This window comes from Gemmatirosa kalamazoonensis (assembly GCF_000522985.1).
In the GTDB taxonomy this organism is placed as follows: Bacteria; Gemmatimonadota; Gemmatimonadetes; order Gemmatimonadales; family Gemmatimonadaceae; genus Gemmatirosa; species Gemmatirosa kalamazoonensis.
This window is the reverse complement of the sequence record NZ_CP007130.1, coordinates 124,758-150,495: the sequence shown is the minus strand read 5'-3', so window position 1 is coordinate 150,495 and position 25,738 is coordinate 124,758. Positions and strand designations below refer to the sequence as shown.

Here is a 25,738-nt window from a genome sequence, read left to right as displayed (position 1 = left end):
GTGCCGACGTCCGCCGACGCGCACGCGTCGGCGCTCGTTCGCTGGCGCACGCTCGGCGAGCTCACGCAGGCCATCGCCGGCTACCGGACCCTCGAGGGACTGTTCCACGACCTCAATGGCCGCCTGCACGACCTGCTGAACTTCACATACCTCAGCGTCGTGCTGCACGACCCAGCCGCCGACCGCATGCGCGTGTGGCAGATCGAGGGCGCTCCGATGCCCATGCGCGGCCATGTCGCCGGCATCCCGATGGTGGAGTCACCCTCAGGGCGCGTGTGGACGACCCAGCAACCGGTCGTGATCCACGACACCGCGACGTCGGGCGTGTACGCGTCAGTGGAGAAGGCCCTGTACGATGCCGGCGTGCGCGCGTTCCTGAGTCTGCCGCTCACGACGGTGCACCGGCGGCTCGGCGCGTTCAACCTCGGCAACTCGAGGCCGGGGGTGTACGACGACATCGACCTCGAGCTTCCGCTGCTCGTCGCGTCGCACATCGCCGTCGCGGTGGACAACGCGCTGCACGCGGAGGACGCACTCGCGCTGCACGCGGCGCTCGAGGAGCGTAACCGCGAGCTCACGCGCGAGCGGGAGCGGCTCGAGGAGATCGTGCGGGAGATCCCCGCCGTCGTGTGGGAGCTCTACGGCGACCCCGCGTCGCCGGCGTGCCGCGTCGCGTTCCTCAACGCCGCCGCGGACGAGCTGTTAGGCCGCACCGCGGGGCGGCCGCTCACGACGCCTCGCCGCCTCGCCGCCTCGATTCACAAGGCCGACCGTGAGAACGTCGCGCGCTATCTCGACGCGTGCATGCGGCGGGAGACTGTTGACGGTCCCGTGCTCCGCTGCCTGCGTCGCAAGACGGAGAAGCGCTGGGTGGAGCTCCGCGCGACGCCGATTCTCGACGACGAGCGCGCGGTCGTCGGACTGCGCGGTGTCGCGGTCGACGTCACGACGCACGTCCAGATGACGCAGGAGCGGCGCCGGCACGAGGAGATGCTCGCGGCCGAGCGCCTGCGCGAGCGAGCGCGCGTCGCCGCCGACATCCACGACACGCTGATCCAGAGCGCCGTCGGCTCGTCATTGCGGCTGCAGGCGCTCTCGCTCCGCCTGTCGGCCGCCGACGTCCGACTGCGCGGCGAGCTCGATGAGGCGCTCGGCCTGCTCGACGACGCCATCGTCGAAGGTCGCAAGGCCGTGCAGGGCCTGCGGGCGTCCGCGGCGGAGCTCGACACTGTCACGGTGCTGCACCGAGCCGCCGAGCGTCTCGCCGCCGAGCACCGCACCGCATTCCGGATCACCGCGAACGAGCCACCCAGCCCCGTCGACGGCCACGTGCTGCTGGAGATCCAGCGTGCGGCGCTCGAGGCGGTGACGAATGCCTTCCGCCACGCGGAAGCATGCCTCGTATCCGTCGACATCGAGTACCGCGGCGAGAGTGTCCGCGTGACGATCAGCGACGACGGCGTCGGCATCGACCCGCGGATTCTCGGGGAAGGGCGACTGGGACACTTCGGCCTCCTCGTCATGCGGGAACGAGTGGAGGCGGTCGGCGGCACGCTCCGCGTGACGAGCCAAAGAGGCGGTACGCAGGTCGAGATAGTCACCCCTGTGCGCCTACCGGAGTCCCATCGGCCGTCGCTGACTCGTGGTGAATGATTCCGCGGTGGGGCGCGATGGTGACCGTCTCCGCAGGACCTCCGACTTGCGCTCAGTGAGCTCGACGCACGGCGCGTCTCTCTTCCGCGAGAGGGTTCGAGCGAGGTGGGCGGGAGTGAGGCAAGCACGTCCAACTCGCACAGCCAAGCGCTCCGGGTAGCGCCTCCGCAACGTGGGTCACGCCGACTCTGCGGTCGGCGCGACACCCGTCGGAAGACACCAGGAGCGCCTAAGATGTCTCTGCACGACACGCGACCCATGCGACGCCGAGCGCCCTCGTGGCGCCGGGATGATGGTGATCAGCCACTCGAACCGCACGTAGCCGCCGCGTTCCGCACGGTCTTCGACCGGGCTCGCGGCCTGATCTCAGTGCTCGCCGAGCGGCATGAACCTGCCGCCGTGCGCGAAGCCGCACGCTCATACGCCGCCGCGGCGTCCAACGCGGGCGTTTCGGCCGCGCGTGTCGAAGACGCCCTTTCGTTCCTCCTCGAGGAGCACTCGCGCGGGCAGTGGACCGCGGCGCGTCTGCGAGGGATGCGGCCATGACCGCTCTCCCGAACGTTCCCCCAGCCACCGATGTGCCGGCCGCGCACGTGGACGGCTCCGTACACGGGTCACAGCACGCGCGAAACCACCGCGAGCACCGGCATCACCTACTGATCGCGTTGGGATTGGCCGTCGCGCCGATCATCGCGCTCGGCTTCTCGCGCTTCGCCTACGCGCTGCTGCTGCCGCCGATGCGCGAGGCACTCGGCTGGAACTACACGCGTGCGGGCGGCATGAACACCGCCAACGCGTCGGGCTACATCGTCGGCGCTCTGTCCGCCGCGTGGTGGGCCCGGCGGTTCGGCATCCGCCAGGCCTTCGTCGTCAGCCTCGCCATCAGCGCGCTCGTACTGCTGCTCACCGGGACGACCGACGACTACACCGTGCTCGTGCTGCTTCGTGCGATCGGCGGCGTGTCGACCGCGGTGGCGTTCGTGGTGGGATCCTCGCTCGCCTCACGCGTGAAGCCCGCGCTGCTGCCGGTGTACTTCGCCGGAGTGGGGATCGGCATCGTCCTGTCAGGCCTCGCGGTACCCGTGGCGCTCGCGCAGGACCGGAGCTGGCGCGGTGGCTGGCTCTTGTTAGGCGTCCTCTCGCTGCTCGCGCTGCCGCCGGCTTGGCTGGCGGCGAAGGCCACGCCGGAGCACGCGCACGCCGGCACCGCCGCGCTGTCGCGGCGAGAGATCGCGCGACTCGGCGCGACGTTCGGCGGCTACTTCCTGTTCGGCGCGGGCTACGTGAGCTACATGACGTTCGTCATCGCGCTGCTGCGGGCGCGTCACCTCGCCGCCTGGGTCACCGTCGCCTTCTGGTTGGTGCTGGGCGTCGCGTCTGTGGTCTCGACGCTCGCGTGGGGGCCGCTACTCGCGCGGGTGCGCGGCGGACGCGGGCTGGCACTCGTCTCGGCCGTGGCGCTGGTGGGCACGATCCCGGTGCTCGTCGCGCCCGGCGCGGCGGCGGCCTTCGCGTCCGCGGTGATCTTCGGCGGCAGCTTCATGGCGGGACCGACCGCGGTCACGGCACTGAGTCGGCGGAGCCTCGCGCCGCACGCGTGGACGGCGGGCATCGCCGGGTTGACGACGGCGTTCGCTGCCGGGCAGAGCGCCGGGCCGATGCTCTCCGGCTTGCTCTCCGACGGCGCCGGTAGGCTGTCTACGGGTCTCTGGCTGTCGCCGATCCTACTCGCGGGTGCGGCGCTGGTGACGCTGCTGCAGCCGCATCACGAGTACTTGCCCTCGAACACCTGAATCGTAGTGTCATTCGATGTCGGGCGTCGACAGTCCACTCCGTGCTGTCGCGGCGAACACGTCCGGTCGTTTGCGCGCACCGAGACTCGCGAGCGCAGCGCGATTTCGGGCGTTTCGATTCCGCGCGCACGATCGCGGAGCTGTGGCGCGGGGCGGCGCGTCTGGCCTGGGTACCGGAAAAACATCGTGGCCCGCATGCGCGCACTGCCTGGGGCCACGACGTGCGTAGCCACGTTGGCGACGCGGCTGCGCCTCGCGCTAGCGCCCGGCAGGCGATCCGCCCAGTGCCGGCGCGGTGAGCATCTGACGTGTCGCGCGGTTCGACGTACGTACGATCGGATTCTCGCGCGTACGTCAACACGGCTCGTTAGGCAGCGCGCATGATTGGCTTCTCGCGAGTAGAGCGCCTATCGCGGCATTCTGCGCTCAGACCGCTCGAACGTCGGCGAGCCGTTTGACGGCGTACGCGTCGCCCCAGCAGACGGCGGCTTCCCATGCGGCCGACGCTTGCGCAGCGACGTCGTGCGCGGCGTCGTCGAGACCGGCGGCGTTGTGGCGCAGCACCAGGTCGAGGTCGGGGACATCGACGTGTGACTCGTCCCAGTCGATCAGCGCGACCCGCCCCGCAGTCATGCGGATGTTGCCGGGGTTGGCGGGGTTGCCGTGGACGACGCAGGTCTGACGGCCGACGAGCCGCGCCCACGCGGCTCGGCAGCGAGCAACGCCCTCGGGCGGCATCGCGCCGAGGTCAATCTTCGTCCCGGTCTCGGCGTGCAGCAGGTCGGTCGACGAGCGCCAGCCGGGGCGCTGCGGCCAGCCCCGCGTCACCCGGTGCAGCCGGTGGAGCGTGTCAGCCACGCGACGCCAGTCGGCCGCCGTCTGGGGCGGTCCACCCTCCACGTAGGACATCACCACCACACCGTCGGCGAACAGCCGGCCGTCCGCGGTCGGGATCGGCACCGGCACGGTCAGACCTTCACGGTCGAGGTGCTGGAGGAGTCCGGTCTCCCACGCGAGATCGGGGTCGCTCGTGGCGCCGAGACGACCGACCGCCAGGCGCCTGTTGACGCGCACGCTCCACACGTCGTTGGCGACTCCGCCAGCGAGCGGTTCGATGCGAGCGACGTCGGCACCCCACTGCTCGAGTGCCTCCCATCCCATTTGGGCTCCTGCCTAACTGAGACCGGTGTGTATCACAGAGTAGCTGCCGAACGGCTCTCCGCAGCGCTTCGCCCCCGGATCAGAACGTAGAGGGCCGTCTTGCCGGCTGGACGCGTTCGGCGTGTGCTTCTCGTGCGCGCGTCGACCCGTCGTACGTTCGGCTTCTCGCGCGCACGTGCACGCAGTCGCGACGGACTTTCGCGCGTAGGGCGACGCTTAAGCCGTCGCTTCCTCGCTCATCGCCCGTCCGGCGGCGAAGCGGCGGCGACGGCCGCGACGGCCGCGACCGCAGGAGCCCGCCCCCTCGCAACAGCCGCGTGCGGGCACGCGTACGACTTGTGATGATCCAAGTCACCGAGAAGCACTACTTGCCGGGCGTCCTGCAGCCGCAACACGTCCACGCCACCACGGGGGTGTCGCTCGTGCTCGCCGGCGCGGTGCGCGAGCGGGTGGGACGCGCCGACGAGGTGGGACGGGCGCTCAGCGTCGTCGTCAAGCCGGCGGGGACGGAGCACGCCAACGAGTTCGGGCCCGCGGGGGCGCACATGCTCCAGGTGCTGCTCGACGAGCCGGCTGGGACAGAGCTGCTGGCGCTCGAGCGGCGACTCGCGACGTGGCGCTGGGAGCATGCAGGGCGGGCGGTTCCACCATTCCTCCGCCTACTTGGCCTTGCGCGTCGCCCCGGCAGCGGCGACGCCGTGGAGCGCGCGACGTTCGACGTGCTCGCCGCGCTGGTCGAGCCGGCGGACAGCGGCGCCGACAGCGGTGCCGACAGCGGCGCGCGTGGTGGCGCGCCGCGGTGGCTGCGCGTGGTGCGCGAGAAGCTCGACGACGCGGGCGCGGACACGCCGCGCGTGCGCGAGCTCGCCGCGTCGGCCGGGGTGCACCCGGTGTACCTCGCGCGGCAGTTCCGCCGTTACGTGGGGTGCTCGGTCACCGAGTACGCGCAGCGGCTCCGGCTCCAGCGCGCTGCGGCGCGCGCCGCGGCTGGAGCGGGCCGCCCGCTCGCCGCGACGGCGTGCGAGGCGGGGTTTTTCGACCACGCGCACCTGTGCCGCACGTTCCGGCGCGCCACGGGGGTGACGCCGTCGGCCTACCGATCGCTCGTCGGTGCGGCGCGGTGACCTGGCGTCTTCCCCGCGCTCGTTAGACTGAGGTCCAGCCCCGCCGGGCGCCGAGATCAGACGAGATCGGAGGTTCCATCCGTACAAGACGACGTTGCGCCCAGGCCGCATGGTCGGGAGTTGACTCCCACCCTGGCCGTTACGATGCGTTCACGCACACTCGCAGCGATGTCGCTGCTCTCACTCCCGGTCGCCGCACGCGCCCAGCATGCGGCAGGGCCGGTGCCTCCCCGGCTAGATACCACGGTGGTCGCCGGTGCCCTCGGCGCCCGGCTCGACAGCCTGCTCGAACGTTACGCCGAGTACGGCTACGGAGGCACGGCGCTCGTGGTGCGACGTGGCGCGGTGGTGCTCCTCAAGGGCTACGGGTGGGCGGATCGCGAGGCGCGTGTGCCCAACGGCCCGACGACCTATTACGACTTTGGGTCGATCACGAAGACGCTCACCGGAGCGGCGGTCCTCGCGCTCGAGGCGGAAGGACGGCTCTCCACCACGGACCTGCTTTCTCGCTGGCTCGGGCCGATGCCGCCGTCGAAGGCCGGGGCGACGGTAGAGCACCTCGCCAAGCACACCTCGGGGCTGGTTGCGGACGGCGCGCCGGTCGGAGACACGAGCCGCCGCGTCTTCATGACGCAGATGCGCGACACGCCGGCAGAGAGCGCGCCGGGGGAGCGGTACCGCTACACGAACGCGGGGGTGAGCCTGCTCGCGGCGATCGTGGAGGAGGCGTCGGGGCGCCCGTACGCCGACTACGTGCGCGACGTACTGCTGCGCCCGGCCGGGATCGATGCGGCGTTCAGCTGGGAGCCCGCGTGGGCCCGTCGGCGCGCACGCGGCTACGTCGCCGCGCCAGGGCACCCACCGGAGTTGGTGCCGGATCGCCCGCTCGTCTGGGGCAGCCGCGGCGCCGGCGGCTGGATCGCCACGGTGGGCGACGTGTACCGCTGGCACGTGGCGTTGTTTGGCGAGACGCTGCTGCCCCCCGCCCAGCGCGCGCGACTCCTCGACTCCACGGCCACCGAGGCGTACGGGTGGCGCTACGAGCCGCACGGGCGGAACGGCGCGCCGGTGGTCTCGAAGGGGGGCGACACGCCGGGTTTCCATTCGCAGCTGCTGCACTACCCGCGGCAGGACGTCGTGATCGTCTGGGTCAACAACGACCGGCGCCACCGGTGGCGCGACCTGTTGAACGAGGGGCTCACGCGCCTCGCGCTGGGCGAGACGCCGCTGCCGCTCCCGCCGCGGGTGACGCCGTTAGGCGACCGCGCACTCGCCGCACTCGCCGGCCGGTACGAGGCTGCCGCGGGCGGCGCCGTGGAGCTGCGCGCCGCGACCGGCCAGGGATATCTGTACGTCGCCGCTGCCGACTCGCTGCCGCGCGAGACGATGTACTTCCCCGTGGGGCCGCTGCGCTTCGTCGGGCTGCCGGCACGCGGGGCGACACCGCTCACGCTCGAGTTCCGGCGTGACGGGTCGGCCAGCGTACGCGCGCTCGCGTGGAGCGACGGGCGGCGCGCGATGACGGCACGGCGCGTCTCCAGTGGGCGACGCTAGCTATTATAGCTATAGCTAGGCGTCTTCAGCCTGGCGAAGCCGTACGGCTGGAGCGCGATCTACAAGCTCGCGTGCCGAGCCGACTCGTTCTCTGGTTCCCGTGAGACGATCGCGGTCGTCGTGCGAACGAATCCCACGGCGCGCCTGGACATCTAACGGCGCGAGCATGGCGATCGAGACAGAGCGCGCCTGACATTTCACGCCAGCCGCCGTGGGGCCGGTCATGTCCCGTGGCATCGAGCGTCTAACCACCACGAGCGATTCATGTGGTCATCCACCGGCCGTAAGAAGCGCGTCGGCGAAGGGCAGTCGAGCGACCTCGCGGCGCCGCTCCTGTTGTGCCGGTGGTACGCGTGAGAGCCCGGGCTCTCGCGAGCAGCTCGTGGTATGCTCGCTAGGCATCGCGCCGGTAGCTCAGCGCGCCCGTTGGGATTCTCGCGCGTAGGTTGATGCGAACGCGCGGCTTCTCGCACGTAACAGGCGTATTGGACTTTGTGCCCGGACGTCTGTGCCGCGGCGAGTGCCTAACGCCAGCCTAACTCATTTCAAAGGCGAATCTTACCCCCGCCGCAGGTGCCGAGTGACAGGCGGTGGGGCCATCGGCTGGTCGGTCGCTTCGCGATGCACGTAGTCGATGAGCGCGCGCATCACTGGCGAGCCGTGGCGGCGCTGCGGGTAATACAGGTGGTAACCGAGGTGCGGCGCCGGGAACTGCTGCAGCACTGAGAACGAGCGCCCCCTGCGCCACCTCGCCGCGCACCCGGTGCTCGAGGGCCATGGTCACGCCGAGCCCCTGTCGCGCGCGATGGAGGTTGTGAACGCCGCGTCCGTCGACAGGACGCGCGCCGGGCCGCCACGGCGACCTTGCGCGGGCGGTCGGGGCCCTGCTCCGTGAACTCCCACCGGTCAGGCGGCGCGTCCGGCGCCGCGTGCCAGTTGAGGCACTCGTGGTCGGCAAGGTCGCGCGGGTGCGCCGGCTTCGGGTGCCTAACGAAGTACGACGGCGCCCGACTCATGTAGCCGAGTCCGGTGCGATACCGAGCCGGAGCTGCATGCTGTGCGCGATGCGGTGTCCGAGGGTCTTCATCTGCTCGGCGACGGGCCCGGCGTGCCGCGCGTCGATGGTGGCCTCGAGCGTCGCCAGCCACCGCCGAAAGTGCCCCGCGCTCAGGCCCGGCATCTCGAGATGCGGCCGGAACGCATTGCCCTGATACCGCCGGGAGAGGAGCAGCACGGTCGACCAGAAGTCGGCGATCCGCGGGATGTGCGTCGCCATATCGAGCCCGGCGAAGTACGGCCGCAGGACGTCGTCGCGCTCGATCGCGGCGTAGAAGGCGGTCAGCAGCGGGATCAGTACGTCATCGTCTACGTCGGGCAGCGCACCCGATGTCTCGGCCGTCGCGGACGGCTCGGGCGTGTCGGACGTCTTGGTGGTGATCGGCAGCGTGCGCGACACGGTGGTCGGGGCGCGGCGTGATCTACGAACTGACCTACGCGGAGGAATCACGCGCCCCGTCGCCGTCGATGTGCTGCCACCCCAACGACTCCGCCACGCGCCGCGCGATGGTCTGCAGAGCGAGTGCCGCGGCGCTCTGCGGCCGCGTGAGGACCGTCGGGGTGCCCGCATCGCCGTCCGAGACTACGGCACTGTCGAACGGAATCTCGCCGAGGAACGGGACTTCAAGTGTGTCGGCAACGGCACGCCCGCCGCCCCGTCCGAACGGCCCGGTCATGTTCTCGACGATACCCAACACGGGTACCTCTAATGCCCGGAACAGGGCGGCGGCCTTCTCGGCTTCGACCGCGGCGACGCGGGCCGGCTGGGTGACCACCACCGCGCCATCGAGCGCGAGAGCTTGCGCGAGCGAGAGCGGTACGTCGCCGGTGCCTGGCGGGAGGTCGACGACGAGGAGGTCGAGCTCAGGCCAGGCGACGCCCGTCGCGAACTGCCGTACGGCCTTGGCGACCATCGGCCCACGCCATACGACCGGAGCCCCGGCCCCGAGGAAGAACCCGAAGCTCACGAACGGTAGCCCGTGTGCGAGCAGCGGCACGATATGCCGCTCTGGCGTTACGCGCGCCCGCGCCATGCAAGCCGTGATACCGAGCAGGATCGGCATGCTCGGGCCGTAGATGTCGGCGTCGAGCAGCCCCACGCGAATCCCTTCGGCGGCGAGTGCCAGCGCGAGGTTCACGGCGACGGTGCTCTTGCCGACTCCTCCCTTGCCCGCGCCAACCGCGATCACGCGGCGGACGCGGGCGAGCCGCACCTGGCCTGCCCAGGGGTCGCGGCGCGGAGCGCCGCCCGGATGCACCGACGCCAGCGGCAGCGCGCTCGACGGCATCTCAGGCCGCGTCAGGCCGCGCGCTCGAGCGGCGTGGTGAGCCAGCCATAGAGTGCGGACACCCACCAGACCGCCCCGCACACCATGACGCCGACGCCCGCCGCGGTGCTGCGCTCGAGCACCAAGAGGCCGCAGAACATTACCGCCACGCCGCCCGCGCACACGAGCGGCATGATCGTCGGCGTGGGCATCAGGATGCCCAGCTCGTGAGCCGTGCGCTGGACCGCCGGCTCCTCGTGCATGCCAGCCCCGGCGATCTCGCGCCCGCTGATCGCGGGGTTCGGGTGCGTCACGGCGACTTCTTGGCCGTTCATGCCGGCCGCGACCGAGATGCCTAACCGCTCGTCCCCGCGCGTCGAGTGTGGCACCTCGCGCGTGAGCTCCGGCTGCGTGAGATCCCAGAGTGGGTAGCGCGACGTCACGCGCGGGAGTTCGGCGAAGTTGTAGTCCGGCGGCGGCGACGAGATGCTCCACTCGAGCGTGCCCGCCTGCCAGGGGTCGTTCCCGGCGACGCGGCCGGAGCGCATGCTGCGGGCCGCATTGTACAGGAAGATCAGAACGGAGACGAACAGGAAACCGTAGCCCGCCGTCGCGATCTGGTTGAAGCCCGTGTACCCCTGCGACGCGTCGTACGTGTAGATGCGGCGCGGCATGCCTAACAGCCCCGAGAAGTGCATCGGGAAGAAGGTCACGTGCAGTCCGACCAGCGCCAGCCAGAAGTGCGCCTTGCCCAGTCGCTCGTCGAGCAGGCGACCGAACATCTTGGGGAAGTAGTGATAGATGCCGGCGAACAGGCCGAACATCGACCCGCCGAACAGCACGTAGTGGATGTGCGCGACGATGAAGTACGTGTCGGTCTGCTGCAGGTCCGCCGGCGGCGACGCGTGCATCACGCCGGAGATGCCGCCAATCGTGAACGACGACACGAGCCCGATCGCGAAGAGCATCGCCGTCGTGAAGCGGATCGAACCGCCCCACATCGTGGAGATCCAGTTGAAGATCTTCACGCCTGTCGGGATCGCGATCAGCATCGTCGTCAGGCTGAACGCCGCGTCGGCGACGGGGCCCATCCCCGCGGCGAACATGTGGTGCGCCCACACGCCGAAGCCGAAGAACCCGATCAGGATGGTCGCGTAGATCATCGCCGGGTAGCCGAACAGCGGCTTGCGGCTGAACACGGGCACCACCTCCGACGTGAGCCCGAACGCCGGCAGGATGAGGATGTAGACCTCGGGGTGGCCGAAGATCCAGAACAGGTGCTGCCAGAGCAGTGGGTCGGCACCCGCCGCCGTGGTGTAGAAGTTCGTCCCGAAGAAGCGGTCGAAGATGAGGAACTGCACAGCGATCGTGAGCACCGGAAAGGCAAGCAGCACCATGAACTGCACGACGAGCACGTTCCACGTGAACTGCGGCATGCGCATCAGGTTCATGCCCGGCGCGCGCAGGTTCAGGATCGTCGTGATGAAGTTTATCGACGCCGCCAGTGTGGAGAGCCCCAGGATCTGCACGCCCACCGCCCAGAAGTCGACGTTGATCCCGGGCGACGACTGCTTCGTGGACAGCGGCGCGTAGTTGAACCACCCGCCGTCGGGCGCGGCGCGGAAGAAGATCGGCACCGTGATGATGATGCCGCCTAACAGATAGATCCAATACGAGAAGGCGTTAAGCCGCGGGAACGCCACGTCGCGCGCGCCGATCTGCAGCGGGACCAGGAAGTTGAAGAACGCCGCCGCGAGTGGCATGACGGCGAGGAAGATCATGGTCGTGCCGTGCATCGTGAAGATCTGGTTGTACGTCTCGGCCGAGAGCACGCGCATGTTGGGCCCCGCCAGCTGCGCGCGAATCAGCCCCGCCTCGATCCCGCCGACGAGAAAGAAGAAGAGGGATGTGAAGAGATAGAGTTTCCCGATTCGCTTGTGATCGACCGTGGTGATCCAGCCCCACACGCCATCGGACGTCTGAGCGCGGAGGACGGGGCGGGGTGCCACGGCTGGCTGACTGATCGCGTGCATGTCAGGCGCGGGGGCGGACGTGCCTCGGATCGTTCGCGCTCTGTTCCGCAAGCGCGCTCGCGAGCGCGCTTGCGCTGAGCGGCGCCATCGCCTGGATCAGCAACCCGAAGTGCCAGCCCGTCATCGGCCACCACCCGAGCCACGAGTGGTCCGGCATCAGGGTGCCCGACGGCGCGGGTGGGCCGAAGTCTGTGCGGCTGACGTCCACGCACCGCGACCCCGTCGTCGCGCCGAGGGATCGGGGTGACGGCTGCCCTGCTCGCCGGTTGGGGCGGCGAGACGCACCGAGGCCTAACGCAAGCGAATCGGCACGGTGGCCGTCGAATCGAAGCTCCTCGCGCCGCGTCCGTGGGGCACGCCACGCCAGGCCAGACCGCACCCGTTCAACACCCCCCTCTGCAAGCGAGGACCGCGCGGTCGTGTCATCCTCGCCGGCGCGAACCCACGGGGACAGCATGGCCCGGACGCGGCGTGCGAGCGCCTGCACGCGTCGGCCGAGCCTTCCCACAGCGTCTACCGAGCCACTTAGATCCACGCGGAGCGTGCGCACGCGGCCGCTCCGGATGATGTCGCACTCCCTCGGTCTCGACACGGCGGCGGTTCTCCGACTCGATTGGGTCCGCGTATCCCGGTCCGCGCCGAACGCCTGGGTTCCCGGCGAGCGGCCCGTGGCGAGTCAGACTAGGCTGCACGCGCTCACCCGTCTGTCGGACAGTCTTGGTGGCGACGGCGGGATTCATCCGACACGCCACGATGGTACTGGCGACCCGGTGCCGTATCGACAACCGTTAGGCGGAGGCGGTAATCGGGCTCCACGCGAACGGTCACGAGGAGATAGCCGGAGCGCGGCCGAGCGCTGACACCGACGCGGCTCCCAGGCCGCCTCGGGCTTCCAGGCGCGCGAGCAGCAGATGGTAATACAGCAGGCCTTGCTGCGGCTGCAACGCGGCGACCGTCCGTACGAGGTCGACGCGCTGCGACGGGGCCATCATGACGATGTTGCGACGCACGCTGCTGTCGTTAGCGGGAAAGACGTCGAGCCGCCCGAGACCCCGGAGGAGGATGACCGCGGCCGACCATGGTCCGATCCCCTTGATCTCGGAGAGGCGCGCCGCGGCCTGCGGGCTCGTGCAGGCCGCGAGCAGTCGTTCGGACATCGAGCCGGCTACGATGGCGGTCGCGACGCGGCGCAGCGTCACGCGCTTGCTCGCACTGAGCCCGGTCGCGTGCAGAAGAGCGTCATCGGCGCCGAGCACCTGCTCCGCGCTCGGGAATACGTAGAGCGGCACACCCGCGTACAGTAGGGGCGCCCCGAGCGCGACGACGAGCCGCTGCGTGATCGCGCTCGCCGCGGCCAGGCTCACCTGCTGGAACACGATGGCGTTCACGAACGCTTCCCAGAGACACGCGTAGCGCGGCGGCTTCAGGCCGCGCATGCGCCTGGCCAGCGGCGCGAGCCACGGAATCCGCGCCGACGCTCGATCGAACGACGTGAGATCGCAGCGTACGCCGAGCATCCGACGGGCCGCGTCGCGCGCGACAGCGTGGTCACGCACGTCGCCGGTGATCAGCAGCTCGAGCCGTGTGGGTCCGGTCTGTGAGACGTGTACGACGACATGACCGTGCGCGCCGGCGAGAACGCGCAGGTAAGCTCCATCCGGCGTCAGCACGTCTACGACGTTGCTAGGCAGGCGCCGCAGCGCGCTCGCCGTGAGATCGAGGCGATACGGCGGCGTGACCGATAGCGCGTCACGCCTACTCGCCACCTGGGCGCTCGCGTCGTCACGTGGAGTGGCTTGGTCCCGCGATTGCGACACGGTCCTATCGACCCATGCGGAGGCGTTCGTCATGAGGGCCTGTCGGTTCGAGCGCGGCGATCACGTGAGCTGGAACTCGGAGGCGGGTCGCGTTCGCGGTACGATCATTCGGGTCGTGACGTCGCCGATCCGGTTCAAAGGCTATACGGTCCACGCGAGCCCCGAGGAACCGCAGTACGAGATCCAGAGCGACCTGACCGACCACATCGCGATGCACAAAGGCTCGGCGCTCAGGAAGCTCGCTTCGCGGCGGAAGCGTTAGGCGATTCGGACACGCCCGGGCGCCGTTCGGCGTCGCCGGACGCGATGCACGCCATGGACCCCATCCACGCCGGCGGGTCACTGGCCGGAAAGCTCATGTCCGAGGCGGCATCGACATCCTCCTCGCTGGGGGCGGATGGGTGCCTCCGTGCCGCGACGCCGTCGCCACGCGGCGCGCACGCGCGGAGGTACCCGATCAGCGCCGTCCAAAGGGCGACGCGCGCCGCGGTGATGGCGTTCGGCGGATCCGTCCAGTACGCGGGGGGTAGTGCGCCGAGCGCGAAGCCGCTCCGGTAGGTGACTTCTCCATCGCTTCCGCGATGCGGGTAACTCACGTGGAGTCGGCCGCCGCACACGCGGTAGCCCAGCCCAACGGCGTCGACCGCGACGTCGGGCTCCGGCCGCGCGGCCGCAGCCGATGTGCGCGTCTCGCGCGACGTCATGGCCGCGGCACACGCGGCTCGTCGATGGGTGCCGGCGTCACGTGCATCGGATGATCGCCGTGATCACCCCCCACGTCATGGCCGTGACCGCGCGTCATGAGGCTCTGCCAGGCACGGCGCACGGCGGCCCTGGCGCGTTGGCCGACACCCCAGGCGCGCCACTCCCAGTCGACCCACACGGCGCGCGTCCGCTCGGTCTCAGGCCAGTGGAAGTGCCGGCCTTCAACCTGGTGATGGTCGACCGCGCGCACGCGCGCATCCGTCGGCGAGGATCCGCCGATGAGATCTTCGATGCCGTCCATTCGTGACGTCATCGGACCGTTGCGTCGTGTGTCGCGGGACTCGATGTCTTCTCGCATGTTGGCCTTCCCGCTCGGTTCGCGCCCCTGTACTGGACGCGGGGTGGTTGGGAGACGTTCCCGGATGCCGCAGGCGGCACCGCCTTCCCTCGCAGGTTAGGCCAGCGCGAAGGACCGGTCTGTCGGAGCAGCGTGCCGATGGCGACCGGATTGTCCGACAGAAGCTGCACCGCCCTCCGGACTGGAGGTTGGCACGGCGGGGTGGCGTGGCTATCGGAGCGTTTGACGCGCTGTCGGCGTATATCTGACAGCAACCGGCCGACACCGGGGAGAGCTTGCGGTACCGGTCGGGGCCATGCCGGGAGCCGGTTTTCCTCGCAGAGAGCGTCATGATCACGAGCTCGACGGACCGAGCGGCGCCGGCCGCGCCGCCCACGACTCACGACGCACCGCGTCGCCTGCGCGTGCTGCTCGTCGAGCACGACGCGGCGGATGCGGCGACGATCGCGGGATACTTCGGCGACTGCGCCGAGTGCAGGAGCACCGGCGACGTCGAGCGCGTGTCGCGGATGGCGCAGGCGTGCGAGCGGCTCGCGCGCCTACGGTTCGACGTCGTCCTGTTCGACCTGTCGCTGCCTGATGGCCGCGGCCTCGCCGGCGTGGCGACCCTGGTCGCCGCGGCACCCGACGTCCCGGTCGTGGTGATGGCGGAAGCCGCCGACGACGCGCTCGCGGTCGCGGCCGTGAAGGCCGGCGCGCAGGACTATCTGACCAAGCGACAGGACGACGGGCGCGTCGTGCGCCACGCCGTTCGGCACGCGATCGAACGTCAACGCCTGCGCCGCGAGCGCGAGGGATTGCTAGTGCGGGAACGCGAGGCGCGCGCCGCAGCGGAGCGAGCGACGCGTGTCCGCGACGAGGTCCTCGGCATGGTCTCGCACGACCTGCGCAGCCCGCTCACCGCCATCGCGGTGTCGGGGAACGCGCTGCTCGACGGGAGCGGCGATCCGTCCGTTCTGGCGAGCGCCATCGTGCGATCGAGCGAGTGGGCGCTGCGCATCATCCGGGACCTGCTCGACGTCACGGCGATCGAAGCCGGGGGGCTGACCATCCATCGGGAGCCGATGACCGCGCAGGCGATCACGGAGATGCTCTGGTCGATGTTCGCGCCGTCCGCGGCGGGCGCTGGCGTGACGCTGGTGGTCGAGCGGACGGAGTCGGCGCTGTGGGTCGACGCCGACGTCGATCGGGTCGTGCAGGCGGTCGGCAACCTGGTGGGGAACGCGATCAAGTTCACGCCGCGCGGCGGTCGCGTCTCGCTCGCGGTGAGCCGAGGTGACAACGCTGTCCGGTTCCGGGTCGAGGACACCGGCTGTGGCATCGCCCCCGAGAACATGCCGAGATTGTTCGACCGGTTCTGGCAGGCCCATGAGACGGGGCGCGGCGGGGCGGGGCTCGGCCTCGTCATCGCGCAGGGCATCGCCGAGGGGCATGGCGGACGTATCGAGGTCGAGAGCCGACCGGGCGTCGGCAGCACGTTCACGTTCGTGTTGCCGGAGCAGCCGTGACCGCTCCGGCAAGTGCTCGACGCACGGCCCCGTCGCCGTGCGCGTTGTACACGTCTCGTTGGAGGTCGCAATGTCCGTTGTTCCACCGGCCGGCTCGGGATCGGCCGACTCCCTGCAGGCAGTGGCCGCGGCGCTCGCCGCACGCCCTTACGCGCGGCGCGGCGTGAGCCTGCGCGAGGCGCCCGTGCGCGTGGTGCTCGTCGACGATCACGCCGTGTTACGGGTGGGGCTTCGGGCGCTCCTGGAGAAGACGCCGGACGTCACCGTCGTGGGCGACGGGTCGAACGGAGTCGAGGCCGTCGCGCTGGCCGAGCAGCTCGCACCCGACGTCGTCGTGCTGGACCTGGACATGCCCGGCGGCGACGGCGCGACGGCGACGCGTGCGCTGTGTGCGCTCGAGCATCCGCCGAAGGTACTCATCCTGAGCATGCATGCCGAGGAAGACCAGCTGATCCCGCTCCTCAAGGACGGCGCGACCGGCTACCTGTCGAAGGAGGCCGCGGGTCGCGAGCTCGTGGCGGCGATTCGCGTGGTCGCGTCCGGCGACACGTACGTGCGGCCGCACGTGGCGCGTCTGTTGGCGGGGTCCGTACGCCAGAGTGCCGCGCCGGACGCGCGGCGGCTCGCCTTCCAGTCGCTGAGCGAGCGTGAGCAGCGTGTCGTCACCTTGATGGCCGAAGGCTACAGCGGCGTGGAGATCGGCCAGCAGCTCGACATCAGTCCCAAGACGGTCGACACCTATAAGCAGCGCATCGAGAAGAAGCTGGGCATCACGCACCGCACCGAGTATGTGAGGCTGGCGCTCTCGCTGGACCTGATCCGGAAGTGACGCGGGCGACTCCGCCGACGACCGGCGGAAGGCCGTGCACGCCAATCCACCGACGCGCGGGCGTGACGCGCACCGTCCACGTCTCGGGTGTGTCCTCGGTCTCGTCTGCCACGCGCGCCATGCTGGCCGTGTAGGCGAAGCTCCCGTTGTGGTACGACTGCTCGCACCACATGCGACACCCGCCGCGCGACGGCGTCACGAGCTCCACCGCGACGTCGGCCGGCGCCAGCGCACCGAGTCGCACCCACACGCGCGCGATGACCGCGCCGCCGCGATCCGCGTAGTCGACGCTCTCGACCCGCACGCACGCCCACGCGGCGCGCACGTGCGCTCGCCGATTGACGCTCGCTCCGCGCGTGCGCCGTTCCAATCCCTTCCAGAACTGCGCCATGGTGTCTCCGGTGCCTGTACGATCACGTTAGCCGGCGCCCGCGGCGGGACTGTCGGAGGAATCCGCGTCGGCGGCGGGACCTCCCCGACGACATGCTGCCGTTAGGCATTCACGCGAATCCGCTCGAGTTCCGCGCGAGACCGCTCCTGTCGGACTTCATCCGACGCGCGTGGCACGGTGGTCCGACGGCGCTGGCTGGAGCGCGAGTCTACCCTTGGCTCGCGTACGGCGACGTACCGCGACGTACCGCGACGCACGGCAATCACCGGGACGACCGAGCGATGAGGCGGCACACTCCACCGCGGGGCAGGAGCTGAACGGACATGATCGCGCTGAAGCGTGCGTATGACGCGGCCGAGGCGAGCGATGGCGCACGCTTTCTGGTCGAACGGCTGTGGCCGCGCGGCGTACGGAAGGCGGACCTGCCGCTCGACGGCTGGCTCAAGGACGTGGCGCCGAGCCCCGAGCTGCGTCGCTGGTTCGGGCACGATCCCCGGCGATGGGAAGAGTTCCGGCGTCGGTACTTCGCCGAGCTACGCAAGCACGCGAAGGCGGTCGAGCCGCTGCTCGCTGCGGCGCGGAGCGGACCCACGACCCTCGTCTACAGCGCACGCGACACGAAACACAACGCGGCTGTCGCGCTGCGAGACCACCTCCTCGCATGCGGGGGCCTGCCGTGAAACTCTTCCCCGATACGGCCGACATCGACGCGATCCGCCAGGCAGCGCGTTGGGGTGTGCTGGACGGTGTGACGACGAATCCGACGCTGTTCGCCAAGGTGGGCGGCAGCTACGACGACGTGCTCACGCAGATCTGCCGGATCACGCCGGGCCCCGTGAGTGCCGAAGTCGTCGCCGAGGAGGTCGACGGCATGTTGCGCGAGGGGCGCCACTTCGCCGCGCTGGCGCCGAACGTCGTCGTCAAGGTCCCGATGTGCGAGGCGGGCCTGGAGGCCATCGCGCGCCTCGCACACGAACACGTCATGACGAACTGCACGCTGATCTTCAGCGCGAATCAGGGGCTGCTCGCGGCGAAGGCCGGCGCGTCGTTTCTGTCGCCGTTCGTCGGACGGCTCGACGACATCAACGAGGACGGCATGGAGACGGTGCGCGACATCGCCGCGATCGTGCGGCTTCACGGTCTGCCGGTGGAGGTGCTCGTCGCGTCCATCCGGAGTCCGCGCCACGTGACCGAGGCGGCGCTCGCCGGGGCGCACATCGCGACCGTGCCTAACGAGGTGCTTCGGCGGATGATCCGGCACCCCCTCACGGAGGCCGGCATCGTGCGATTCCGGCAGGACTGGCAGGCGGTGCACGGCGGCGCGCGCCCGACGGCCGCGAGTGCGATACCTCAACACGCGTAGGAGAGGTCACATGTTGGACGAAGGGTCCGTGATCGCCGGAGGCCGCACGCTGGGTGCCGCGCCGCGCGAGGCCATGCGCGGAGTTGCGCGTGAGGCACTGCGCGAGGCGGTGCGGGTGCCGTCGGGTGCTGACCGGGAGCGTTGGATGTGCTGCGTGGGAGACGATGGCGTCCTGGAGATGTACGTCGATCGCCTCGGCGTGCCTGCCGGCGTCGATCCTGCTGGCCGCGAGTCGATCATCGACTGCGGCGCGGCACTCCTGCGACTGTGCGTCGCACTCCGCGCGCTGGGTTACGCCGCCCGGGTGGAACTGCTGCCCGACCGCGCGGAGCCCGACCTGCTCGCGCGCGTGAGCCTGGATGCGTCGCACACCCCCACGCCCGCCGACCACGCGATGGTGGCCGCTCTCACGCGACCGCGCGCGGAGGGAACTCGTTCGGATAGCCGCGCCATCGCGCCACACGTGTTGTCGCTGCTGCTCGGCGCCGCACGGTTGGAGGGCGCATGGCTGGGATTCATCGATGCGCCGCCACTCCGCCGAACGCTGGGAGGGCTCGTGGCGGTCGCGAAGCAGTCGCGGGGGAAGCCGACCGGCCGCGTCCTCATGGAGCGCGCGTCCGCCGTCGCGGTGCTCATGACGAACGGCGACACGATGGCCGACTGGCTCGTCGCGGGCCAGGCGCGCGCACGGGTCCTGCTCACGGCATGCACCGCGGGCCTCGTCGCGTCATGTGTGAACGAACCCGTCGCGGTGCCGCTCATCCGTCGGCTCGTGTCAGGACTCGTGCGCGAGGCGAGCGATCCGGGGGTGCCGGGCCGACGCGGTGGAATGCCGCCGGACGCGATCCCGCAGACGGTGATTTGTCTGTCTCATCCAGCGGACCTGTGTGCGGACAGCGTGCTGGCAGCTCCGCATTTCCCGACACGATGCACATGAGGATGAGAGACGCGGTCGCATCGGCTCGCACGCCAGACCCCTACCACCACTCATCGTCTCGGTACGCTCCGACGCACCAGTCGAACAGGCGCGCCCGGACCGTCGCCGCGGACCCGGTTGCCGGTAACGCGTCGCCGGTGTGCAGGGTCGGTCCTGGGCGCGGGGTCCCGTGCTCGCGCAGCAGCATCTCGACAGCCGCCTCGATACGATCGAGCGGCAGGCCGAGCGCCTTCATGCGGTCCACCAGATCGGTGACCGTCGCGCGGAGCGCCGCCATCGTGTGGTCGGAGGGGTGCGCCACAGCCGCATCGAGGCGTCGAAGGAGACACGCTCCCGCGCCAGTGTCGGACAGGCGGCGCTGATCTCGTCCAGGCCTGACGCCGACCCTGCGGGCGGGCGGGGTGTGCGTGACGCGTCTCGGGGTGCGCAGGGGCGCAGCCACGACGGCTTCTCGTACGTTGGGCATCGGCAGTTCTCTCGGAGCGGGCACGCAGCGGCGCAGTGTTGTCCCGCGCGGCGTGTCGGATCTCCACCCGTGTTGGCGAGTTCTCCTGAACTCAAGATGCGACGCGTCTCGGCGCGCGGCTGTCGGCCATTCTTGATGGTGGCGTCGGATGACCTCCGACGGCCGGCACGACTGCGCGAGGACTCGCTGTAGCGGCTGCCTAACGCTCGGGTCGCGGCCCACGAGCCCGTGCCCGGCACCCGGATCGATCGTCCACGTCGACGACGCACATCTTCTTTCCGCCTCAGTGCGGCGCCCTGCGGGGCTGCAATAGCTTGGCGACGAGGGCCGTCCAGCCGGTCTGGTGCGAGGCGCCAAGGCCTCGGCCGTCGTCGCCGTCGAAGTATTCGTGGAACAGCACGTGGTCGCGGAAATGCGGATCGTTCGCGAGCGGTCCGTGCTGTCGCGCGCTCGGGCGCCGCCCGTCCGCATCGCGGAGGAAGAGGCGCGTGAGCCGGCGGGTCAACTCGTCGGCCACGTCGTTGAGCGTCACGAGCACGCCGGAGCCGGTGGGATACTCGACGCGAAACTCGTCGCCGTAATAGTGGTGGAACTTCTGCAGCGACTCCACGAGCAGGAAGTTCACCGGAAACCAGACCGGCCCCCGCCAGTTGGAGTTGCCACCGAACAGTCCAGACTCCGACTCGGCGGGCTCGTACCGCACGCCGAACGACCGGTCGCCGTCAGAGAGCACGTACGGCACATCGCGATGATGCCGCGAGAGCGAGCGCACGCCGTACTCGGACAGGAACTCCGTCTCGTCGAGCATGCGCCGGAGCAGGCATTTCATGCGGTGGCCGCGCAGGAGCGATAGCAACCGCCGCTCGCCGCGCCCCGGCTCGTTCCAGCGTGATACCTGGCGCGCGAGATCCGGCCGATGGTGGAGGAACCATTCCAGCCGCTGCCGGAACTCCGGCACCCGGTCGAGCAGCTCGGGTTCGAGCGTCTCCACCGCGAAGAGCGGGATGAGCCCCACCATCGAGCGCAGTCGCAGCGGCACGCGCGCGCCGTCCGGCAGCTTCAGCACGTCGTAGTAGAACTCGTCCGTCTCGTCCCAGAGGCCCGGTCCGTCGCCGGCCACGCCGCTCATCGCGGCGGCGATCTCGAGAAAGTGCTCGAAGAACTTGGTGGCGATGTCCTCGTACACCGGATTGTGCTGGGCCAGCTCGAGGGCGATGCGCAGGAGGTTCAGGCTGTACATCGCCATCCAGCTCGTGCCGTCGGACTGATTGATGTGCCCCCCGGTCGGCAGCGGCTTGGAGCGGTCGAACACTCCGACGTTGTCCAGCCCTAGGAAGCCACCCTGGAAGATGTTGTGGCCGCCCAGGTCCTTCCGGTTCACCCACCACGTGAAGTTGAGCATCAGCTTGTGCAGGACGCGCTCCAGGAACGCGATGTCGCCAGCGTCGCCGCGCTGCCTGCGATCGATCTCGAACACGCGCCACGCCGCCCAGGCGTGCACGGGCGGATTGACGTCGCCGAGCGCCCACTCGTACGCGGGCAACTGGCCGTTCGGGTGCATGTACCACTCGCGCAGCAGCAATACGAGCTGCGACTTCGCGAACTCGGCGTCGACGAGCGCCAGCGGGATGCAGTGGAAGGCGAGATCCCACGCCGCGTACCACGGGTACTCCCATGTGTCCGGCATCGAGACGACATCGGCGTTGTTCAGGTGCTGCCACTCGTGGTTCCGTCCGTGTCGCCGTTCGGGCGGCGGTGGCGGCTGCGCGGGATCGCCACGCAGCCACTCCGGGACGTCGTAGTGGTAGAACTGCTTGCTCCAGAGCAGGCCCGCGAGCGCCTGGCGCTGCACATTGCGCTTCTCGGCGTCCGGGAGGTCGCGCTGCAGTACGGCATAGAACTCGTCGGCCTCGCGCTGGCGCGACGCGACGATGGCGTCGAATTCGGTGAACGGCCGCGGCAACGACGGCGCGTCGCTCAGGCGCAGCCGGACCTGCGCCGCGCCTCCCGCCGGCACCGCGAGCAGATAGTGCGCTGCGGCCTTGGTGCCGGCCCGCCGCGGATTCACCGCGTCGTGGCGGCCGTCGACGACGTATTCGTGGAACGCGTCCTTGAAGTAGCCTGGAGCGTCGGAACCGAACAGGCGCGGGGTGTTGGTGTCGTTGTCGCAGAACAGCAGCGTCGCGCCCGGGTCACAGTGAAGGACGTAGCGTCCGAGATCCGGATGACGGGCCTCGATGGCACGCTGGTCGATGGCATGCAGCGCGGGTCGCGGCGCGCCGTCGCTCCACGACCACGTGTTGCGGAACCAGACCTGCGGCAGCACGTGAATCGACGCCGCCTCGGGCCCGCGGTTGTGCACCGTGACACGCAAGAGGATGTCGTTAGGCGCCGCCTTCGCGTACTCGACCACGACATCGAAGTAGCGTCCCTCGTCGAAGATGCCCGTGTCGATCAGCTCGAGCTCCGGGTCGGCCCGGTCGCGGCGCCGGTTCTCGTCGACCAGGCGGGAGTACGGAAACGGCTCCTGCGGGTACTTGTAGAGCATCCTCTGGTACGAATGCGTCGGCGTGGCGTCGAGATAGTAGTACAGCTCCTTCACGTCCTCGCCGTGGTTGCCTTCGCTGTTCGTCAGGCCGAACAGGCGTTCCTTCAGGATGGGATCACGGCCGTTCCACAACGCGACGGCGAGGCAGAGAAGCTGCCGGTCATCGCTGATGCCAGCGATGCCGTCTTCCCCCCAGCGGTAGGCGCGGCTGCGCGCGGCATCGTGCGGCAGATACTCCCACGCGGTACCGTACGGGCTGTAGTCCTCGCGTACCGTGCCCCACTGCCGCTCGCTCAGGTATGGACCCCAACGCTTCCACACCCCATTCGTGCGTGCGTCCTCCGCGAGTCGCAACCGCTCGGCGTTGCCGAGTTCCGCGCTCGATTCCGTCACGGAGGTGTCATGCGTCGGCTGGTGCGTGCACGCTCAGGCCTCCGGCGGGTTGCATTCCGGACACTGGATGTTGATGAACGTCAGCCACTCGATCACGTCGCGTGCGCTCGTGGGCCATCGCGCGTCGCGAGGCCGGAGGACCGCGAAGATCTCCCGGAATCGATCGGTGATGAAGAGCGCCACGTCGGGGCGGCCCGCCGAATCGACGGCGGCCATGCGGCGATGGAGGGTCGCGCCCACATCGAACGCGAGCGGAAACGCGTACGGCCAGCCTGCGCGCCACTGCGCCGGCGTGTTCGCGGCGATCACGACGATCTGACCGTCCTCTGCCTCGATCTCTACGTGCGCGACAGCGAGTTGCCTCAGTAGTCGCGCCGTAGGCGCGACGATCGGGCCGCTGCCGAGCATGAGTACCACGAGATTCCGTAGCGGTCGGTAGCGGTCGAGCGAGAACAGCCCGCTGGCCGGTGTCACCAGCTTGGCGTCGGGGAACAATCGCCCTGTCGCGCCCGGGCTCCGGCCATGGCCCGCGTCGAGTCCCGCATCCTCATCGTCCGACATGTCGCCTCCAGCAGGAATGATGGAGCGCGACATGAGTTCACCGACCCCGCCAGGCCCCGGGAGCGTTCGTCACGTGCACACGTACGCTGGACGCACACATCCGGTGCGCACGTACGTGGGAGCGCCGGCCGCTGGGGATGCGCGGATGCGCGCTGCGGGTTGGTGGAGCGGGAGCCACAGCGTGAACGTCGATCCCTGTCCCGGCACGCTCTGCACGGTGATGCGACCGCCGAGTGCCTCGGCGAGCAGCTTGCTGATCGCCAGTCCGAGCCCGGCCCCACGGTGCTCTCCGCTACCGAGTCGGCTGAACTCCTCGAAGATCACGTCCTGCTGGTGCGCGGGGATGCCGAGGCCCGTGTCGACGACCTCGATGAGCGCCCAGTCGCCGGCCTCATTGGAGGCGCCGGTCGGTCGGTGCGACGCACGCACCACCACCGTGCCGCGCTCGGTGTACTTGATCGCGTTCGACAGCAGGTTGGCGACGATCTGTCGCACCCGCACTCGATCCGTGTCGATGAGGGGCAGGTCGAGCGCCACCTCCACCGAGAGCGAGAGCCCCGCGGCCCGTGCCGCGGCGTGGTATTCGTCGCAGATCGTTCGGACGAGCTCCACCACGTTCACCGGCTCCGACGACAGCGTGAGGATACCGGTCTCGGCGCGAGCCAGCTCGTGCAGGTCGTCGATCAGCGCGAGCGCTCCGTGAAGGCACCCACGCATGCGCTCGACGCTCGCCTGCTGTTGCGCGGACAGCTCGCCGTAGACGCCCAGGCTCAGGAGATCCGCGAAGCCGTCGGCCGCGCCGATGGGATTCTTCACGTCGTGGCTGAAGCCACGCATCAGGCGTGATCGGCTCTTCATCACCCGCTCCAGCACCCGCCGTCGCTCGAACGCGTCTTCGAGCAGCCGCACCTTGTCGAACGCCAGTGTGGCGAGGTGGCCAAAGATGCCCGCCCGTGCCACGTCATCGGCGTCGAATTCGCCACCCGTGGCGCGCATGGCGAAGAGCGCGCCCATCGGCGTGACGCTGCCGCCGAGTGGCACGGCGATCGCCGATCCGCCCGGCGTGCGAACGGCACCGGCGGCCCCTGCTCGCTCCGGCTGATGCAGATCCGCGATGAGCAGCGACTGACCGCTCGCCGTCACCTGCTCCGTGAAGGAGCCGGCGAGCGCGCGTGTTGTCCCGAGCGGTGGCACATCGGCGCCAGCCACCGCCTGAACGACCGCCACGTCCGCGAGTTCGCCCGACCGCGAGACGATCCGCTCGACGAAGGCCCCATGAACTTCGAGCGCGGCGAGGGCTGTCTGTGCGACCCGCTGCGTCACCTCGTCGACGCTGTACGCCCCGGCGAGCGCCTCCGCCGCCTCACGGAGCGCGGCCTCCTGCCGTGCTCTCCGGCGAGCCTCGCCGACGCGGGCGCGAAGCGTGGCGGTCAGCCGCCGTTCCCTGAGCGTCAGCGTCGTCACGCCGCCCATCGCGACGAGCGCTGCCAGCACCAGCGCTGCATTGATCGCGAGGCTCAGGTGCTCGAGCGCGCGGACACGGTCGTCGCGCGCGGCAGCGTTGGCCGCGAGGTCGGACGACAATCCAGCGAACGCGCTCAGCGCTGCGTCGTACTGCGCTTGTCCCGCCCGAAACGTCGCCGCGATCTGTGCGCGCGTCCCTGACTGCGTCGCCCTCGCGCCCGTCGTCCTCCGCCACCCATCGATCCGCTGTCCGAGCACATCCACGTGAACGGTGGGCGCGGCTCCGAGGCGCGCGGCGAGGCGCTTTAGGGCAGCGAGACGCCGCTCGTCATCCGCCGCCGCCGCGCGGAACTGCTCGAGCATCGCGGTGTCGCCCGTCAGGGCGTAGCGCTGCAGCGCGGTGAGCTCCTTCGCGAGCCCGGCGTGCAGCTCCGCTTCGATCAGCCGCGCCGGCGCGAGCACTGCGGTGGTCTCGCGGAGCAGCCGCGTGATCCGCCACGTCTGTCGGGCGGGGATCGCCACGGAGCCGAGTATTGCCACCACGACGAGCGCCAGCGGGAGGACAGCCCAGCGAGCGGACCGTGGCTCAAGACCCGCAAAGTTCCCAGGTTCCCGATGCGACTCGGCGCGATGTTGATGGGCAGCGTTAGGCAGCGTGTGCACTGGTTGCTCCGACTGCGGGAAACGCGGATTCGGTGATGGCGTAGAGCAGTGCCATGCTCATCACCCGTCGCAGTAGTGCGTCCCGCGCCGCAT

Annotated in this window: 21 protein-coding genes; 10 read left to right on the top strand and 11 right to left on the bottom strand. The window is 70.1% G+C overall.

Annotation, left to right across the window (positions count from 1 at the left end; translation table 11 throughout):
• Together J421_RS28535 and J421_RS28530 are read left to right on the top strand one after the other, a co-directional pair.
• Positions 1–1,653: an ATP-binding protein gene (locus tag J421_RS28535; RefSeq protein WP_025414531.1), complete on the top strand. Its 1,653-nt coding sequence runs from the start codon at positions 1–3 to the stop codon at positions 1,651–1,653.
• A gap of 665 nt (positions 1,654–2,318) precedes the next feature.
• Positions 2,319–3,446, top strand: a complete 1,128-nt coding sequence (locus J421_RS28530) for a YbfB/YjiJ family MFS transporter (protein ID WP_158508956.1) — start codon at positions 2,319–2,321, stop codon at positions 3,444–3,446.
• A 426-nt stretch (positions 3,447–3,872) separates the two neighbouring features.
• On the opposite strand, the gene J421_RS28525 is transcribed toward J421_RS28530, so the two are convergent.
• Positions 3,873–4,607 (bottom strand): phosphotransferase enzyme family protein, encoded by a 735-nt coding sequence (locus J421_RS28525; RefSeq protein ID WP_025414530.1) that lies wholly within the window; start codon positions 4,605–4,607, stop codon positions 3,873–3,875.
• A gap of 341 nt (positions 4,608–4,948) precedes the next feature.
• On the opposite strand from J421_RS28525, the gene J421_RS28520 reads away from it, so the two are divergent.
• Together J421_RS28520 and J421_RS28515 are read left to right on the top strand one after the other, a co-directional pair.
• Positions 4,949–5,731 (top strand): AraC family transcriptional regulator, encoded by a 783-nt coding sequence (locus J421_RS28520; RefSeq protein WP_025414529.1) that lies wholly within the window; start codon positions 4,949–4,951, stop codon positions 5,729–5,731.
• A 168-nt stretch (positions 5,732–5,899) separates the two neighbouring features.
• The gene (locus J421_RS28515) at positions 5,900–7,285 is read left to right on the top strand and encodes a serine hydrolase domain-containing protein (RefSeq protein WP_158508954.1); all 1,386 of its coding nucleotides are present in this window, start codon (positions 5,900–5,902) and stop codon (positions 7,283–7,285) included.
• 1,012 nt (positions 7,286–8,297) lie between these two features.
• On the opposite strand, the gene J421_RS28510 is transcribed toward J421_RS28515, so the two are convergent.
• From J421_RS28510 to J421_RS28490, 4 genes are all read right to left on the bottom strand, one after another.
• Positions 8,298–8,741: a group III truncated hemoglobin gene (locus tag J421_RS28510; RefSeq protein WP_025414527.1), complete on the bottom strand. Its 444-nt coding sequence runs from the start codon at positions 8,739–8,741 to the stop codon at positions 8,298–8,300.
• A 34-nt stretch (positions 8,742–8,775) separates the two neighbouring features.
• On the bottom strand, positions 8,776–9,630 hold the full coding sequence (locus J421_RS28505; RefSeq protein WP_025414526.1) for a P-loop NTPase: 855 nt from the start codon (positions 9,628–9,630) through the stop codon (positions 8,776–8,778).
• A gap of 11 nt (positions 9,631–9,641) precedes the next feature.
• Positions 9,642–11,618 (bottom strand): cytochrome c oxidase subunit I, encoded by a 1,977-nt coding sequence (gene ctaD / locus J421_RS28500; RefSeq protein WP_236646390.1) that lies wholly within the window; start codon positions 11,616–11,618, stop codon positions 9,642–9,644.
• 848 nt (positions 11,619–12,466) lie between these two features.
• A complete protein-coding gene (locus tag J421_RS28490) occupies positions 12,467–13,492 on the bottom strand; it encodes a DNA-3-methyladenine glycosylase family protein (RefSeq protein ID WP_104023444.1) in 1,026 nt (341 codons plus the stop codon).
• Between J421_RS28490 and J421_RS28485 the strand changes: the two genes are divergently transcribed.
• Entirely contained in the window at positions 13,491–13,721 is a 231-nt protein-coding gene (locus J421_RS28485; protein WP_104023443.1) for a hypervirulence associated TUDOR domain-containing protein, read from the top strand. The two genes, J421_RS28490 and J421_RS28485, sit on opposite strands and share 2 nt — an antisense overlap.
• Here J421_RS28485 and J421_RS32415 read toward each other — a convergent pair.
• Together J421_RS32415 and J421_RS28475 are read right to left on the bottom strand one after the other, a co-directional pair.
• Positions 13,690–14,163, bottom strand: a complete 474-nt coding sequence (locus J421_RS32415) for a hypothetical protein (RefSeq protein ID WP_148306604.1) — start codon at positions 14,161–14,163, stop codon at positions 13,690–13,692. The two genes, J421_RS28485 and J421_RS32415, sit on opposite strands and share 32 nt — an antisense overlap.
• Complete coding sequence (locus tag J421_RS28475) at positions 14,160–14,522, bottom strand: hypothetical protein (protein WP_148306603.1); 363 nt, start codon at positions 14,520–14,522, stop codon at positions 14,160–14,162. Before J421_RS28475 ends, J421_RS32415 begins: the two co-directional genes overlap by 4 nt.
• A gap of 329 nt (positions 14,523–14,851) precedes the next feature.
• On the opposite strand from J421_RS28475, the gene J421_RS28470 reads away from it, so the two are divergent.
• The 5 genes from J421_RS28470 to J421_RS28450 all read left to right on the top strand — a co-directional run bounded on the left by J421_RS28470 (position 14,852) and on the right by J421_RS28450 (position 19,550).
• Entirely contained in the window at positions 14,852–16,030 is a 1,179-nt protein-coding gene (locus J421_RS28470) for an ATP-binding response regulator (protein ID WP_025414519.1), read from the top strand.
• 70 nt (positions 16,031–16,100) lie between these two features.
• Positions 16,101–16,859, top strand: coding sequence for a response regulator (locus J421_RS28465; protein ID WP_158508950.1), 759 nt, complete (start codon positions 16,101–16,103; stop codon positions 16,857–16,859).
• Between the two features lie 714 nt (positions 16,860–17,573).
• A complete protein-coding gene (locus J421_RS28460) occupies positions 17,574–17,930 on the top strand; it encodes a DUF488 domain-containing protein (protein WP_025414517.1) in 357 nt (118 codons plus the stop codon).
• A complete protein-coding gene (gene fsa / locus J421_RS28455; RefSeq protein ID WP_025414516.1) occupies positions 17,927–18,613 on the top strand; it encodes a fructose-6-phosphate aldolase in 687 nt (228 codons plus the stop codon). Before J421_RS28460 ends, fsa begins: the two co-directional genes overlap by 4 nt.
• 10 nt (positions 18,614–18,623) lie before the next feature.
• Positions 18,624–19,550, top strand: a complete 927-nt coding sequence (locus J421_RS28450; RefSeq protein WP_148306602.1) for a nitroreductase family protein — start codon at positions 18,624–18,626, stop codon at positions 19,548–19,550.
• A gap of 40 nt (positions 19,551–19,590) precedes the next feature.
• Here J421_RS28450 and J421_RS28445 read toward each other — a convergent pair whose 3' ends face one another.
• From J421_RS28445 to J421_RS28430, 4 genes are all read right to left on the bottom strand, one after another.
• Complete coding sequence (locus tag J421_RS28445; protein ID WP_148306601.1) at positions 19,591–19,827, bottom strand: hypothetical protein; 237 nt, start codon at positions 19,825–19,827, stop codon at positions 19,591–19,593.
• A 472-nt stretch (positions 19,828–20,299) separates the two neighbouring features.
• A complete protein-coding gene (locus J421_RS28440; protein ID WP_025414513.1) occupies positions 20,300–22,957 on the bottom strand; it encodes an MGH1-like glycoside hydrolase domain-containing protein in 2,658 nt (885 codons plus the stop codon).
• A 33-nt stretch (positions 22,958–22,990) separates the two neighbouring features.
• The gene (locus tag J421_RS28435) at positions 22,991–23,551 is read right to left on the bottom strand and encodes a hypothetical protein (RefSeq protein WP_148306600.1); all 561 of its coding nucleotides are present in this window, start codon (positions 23,549–23,551) and stop codon (positions 22,991–22,993) included.
• A 36-nt stretch (positions 23,552–23,587) separates the two neighbouring features.
• Positions 23,588–25,504 carry a sensor histidine kinase gene (locus J421_RS28430; RefSeq protein WP_025414511.1) on the bottom strand — a complete coding sequence of 639 codons (1,917 nt, stop codon included), beginning with the start codon at positions 25,502–25,504 and terminating at the stop codon, positions 23,588–23,590.
• Positions 25,505–25,738: the final 234 nt, after the last annotated feature.

Coding starts and splice junctions, on each gene's coding strand:
- J421_RS28485 (WP_104023443.1), top strand. CDS start 13,491: ATGAGGGCCTGTCGGTTCGAGCGCGGCGATCACGTGAGCTGGAACTCG.
- J421_RS28445 (WP_148306601.1), bottom strand. CDS start 19,827: ATGGCGGCGCTCCGCGCGACGGTCACCGATCTGGTGGACCGCATGAAG.
- J421_RS28460 (WP_025414517.1), top strand. CDS start 17,574: ATGATCGCGCTGAAGCGTGCGTATGACGCGGCCGAGGCGAGCGATGGC.
- J421_RS32415 (WP_148306604.1), bottom strand. CDS start 14,163: ATGACGTCGCGCGAGACGCGCACATCGGCTGCGGCCGCGCGGCCGGAG.
- J421_RS28475 (WP_148306603.1), bottom strand. CDS start 14,522: ATGCGAGAAGACATCGAGTCCCGCGACACACGACGCAACGGTCCGATG.
- J421_RS28490 (WP_104023444.1), bottom strand. CDS start 13,492: ATGACGAACGCCTCCGCATGGGTCGATAGGACCGTGTCGCAATCGCGG.
- J421_RS28465 (WP_158508950.1), top strand. CDS start 16,101: ATGTCCGTTGTTCCACCGGCCGGCTCGGGATCGGCCGACTCCCTGCAG.
- J421_RS28470 (WP_025414519.1), top strand. CDS start 14,852: ATGATCACGAGCTCGACGGACCGAGCGGCGCCGGCCGCGCCGCCCACG.
- J421_RS28505 (WP_025414526.1), bottom strand. CDS start 9,630: ATGCCGTCGAGCGCGCTGCCGCTGGCGTCGGTGCATCCGGGCGGCGCT.
- J421_RS28435 (WP_148306600.1), bottom strand. CDS start 23,551: ATGTCGCGCTCCATCATTCCTGCTGGAGGCGACATGTCGGACGATGAG.
- J421_RS28525 (WP_025414530.1), bottom strand. CDS start 4,607: ATGGGATGGGAGGCACTCGAGCAGTGGGGTGCCGACGTCGCTCGCATC.
- J421_RS28450 (WP_148306602.1), top strand. CDS start 18,624: ATGTTGGACGAAGGGTCCGTGATCGCCGGAGGCCGCACGCTGGGTGCC.
- J421_RS28515 (WP_158508954.1), top strand. CDS start 5,900: ATGTCGCTGCTCTCACTCCCGGTCGCCGCACGCGCCCAGCATGCGGCA.
- J421_RS28520 (WP_025414529.1), top strand. CDS start 4,949: ATGATCCAAGTCACCGAGAAGCACTACTTGCCGGGCGTCCTGCAGCCG.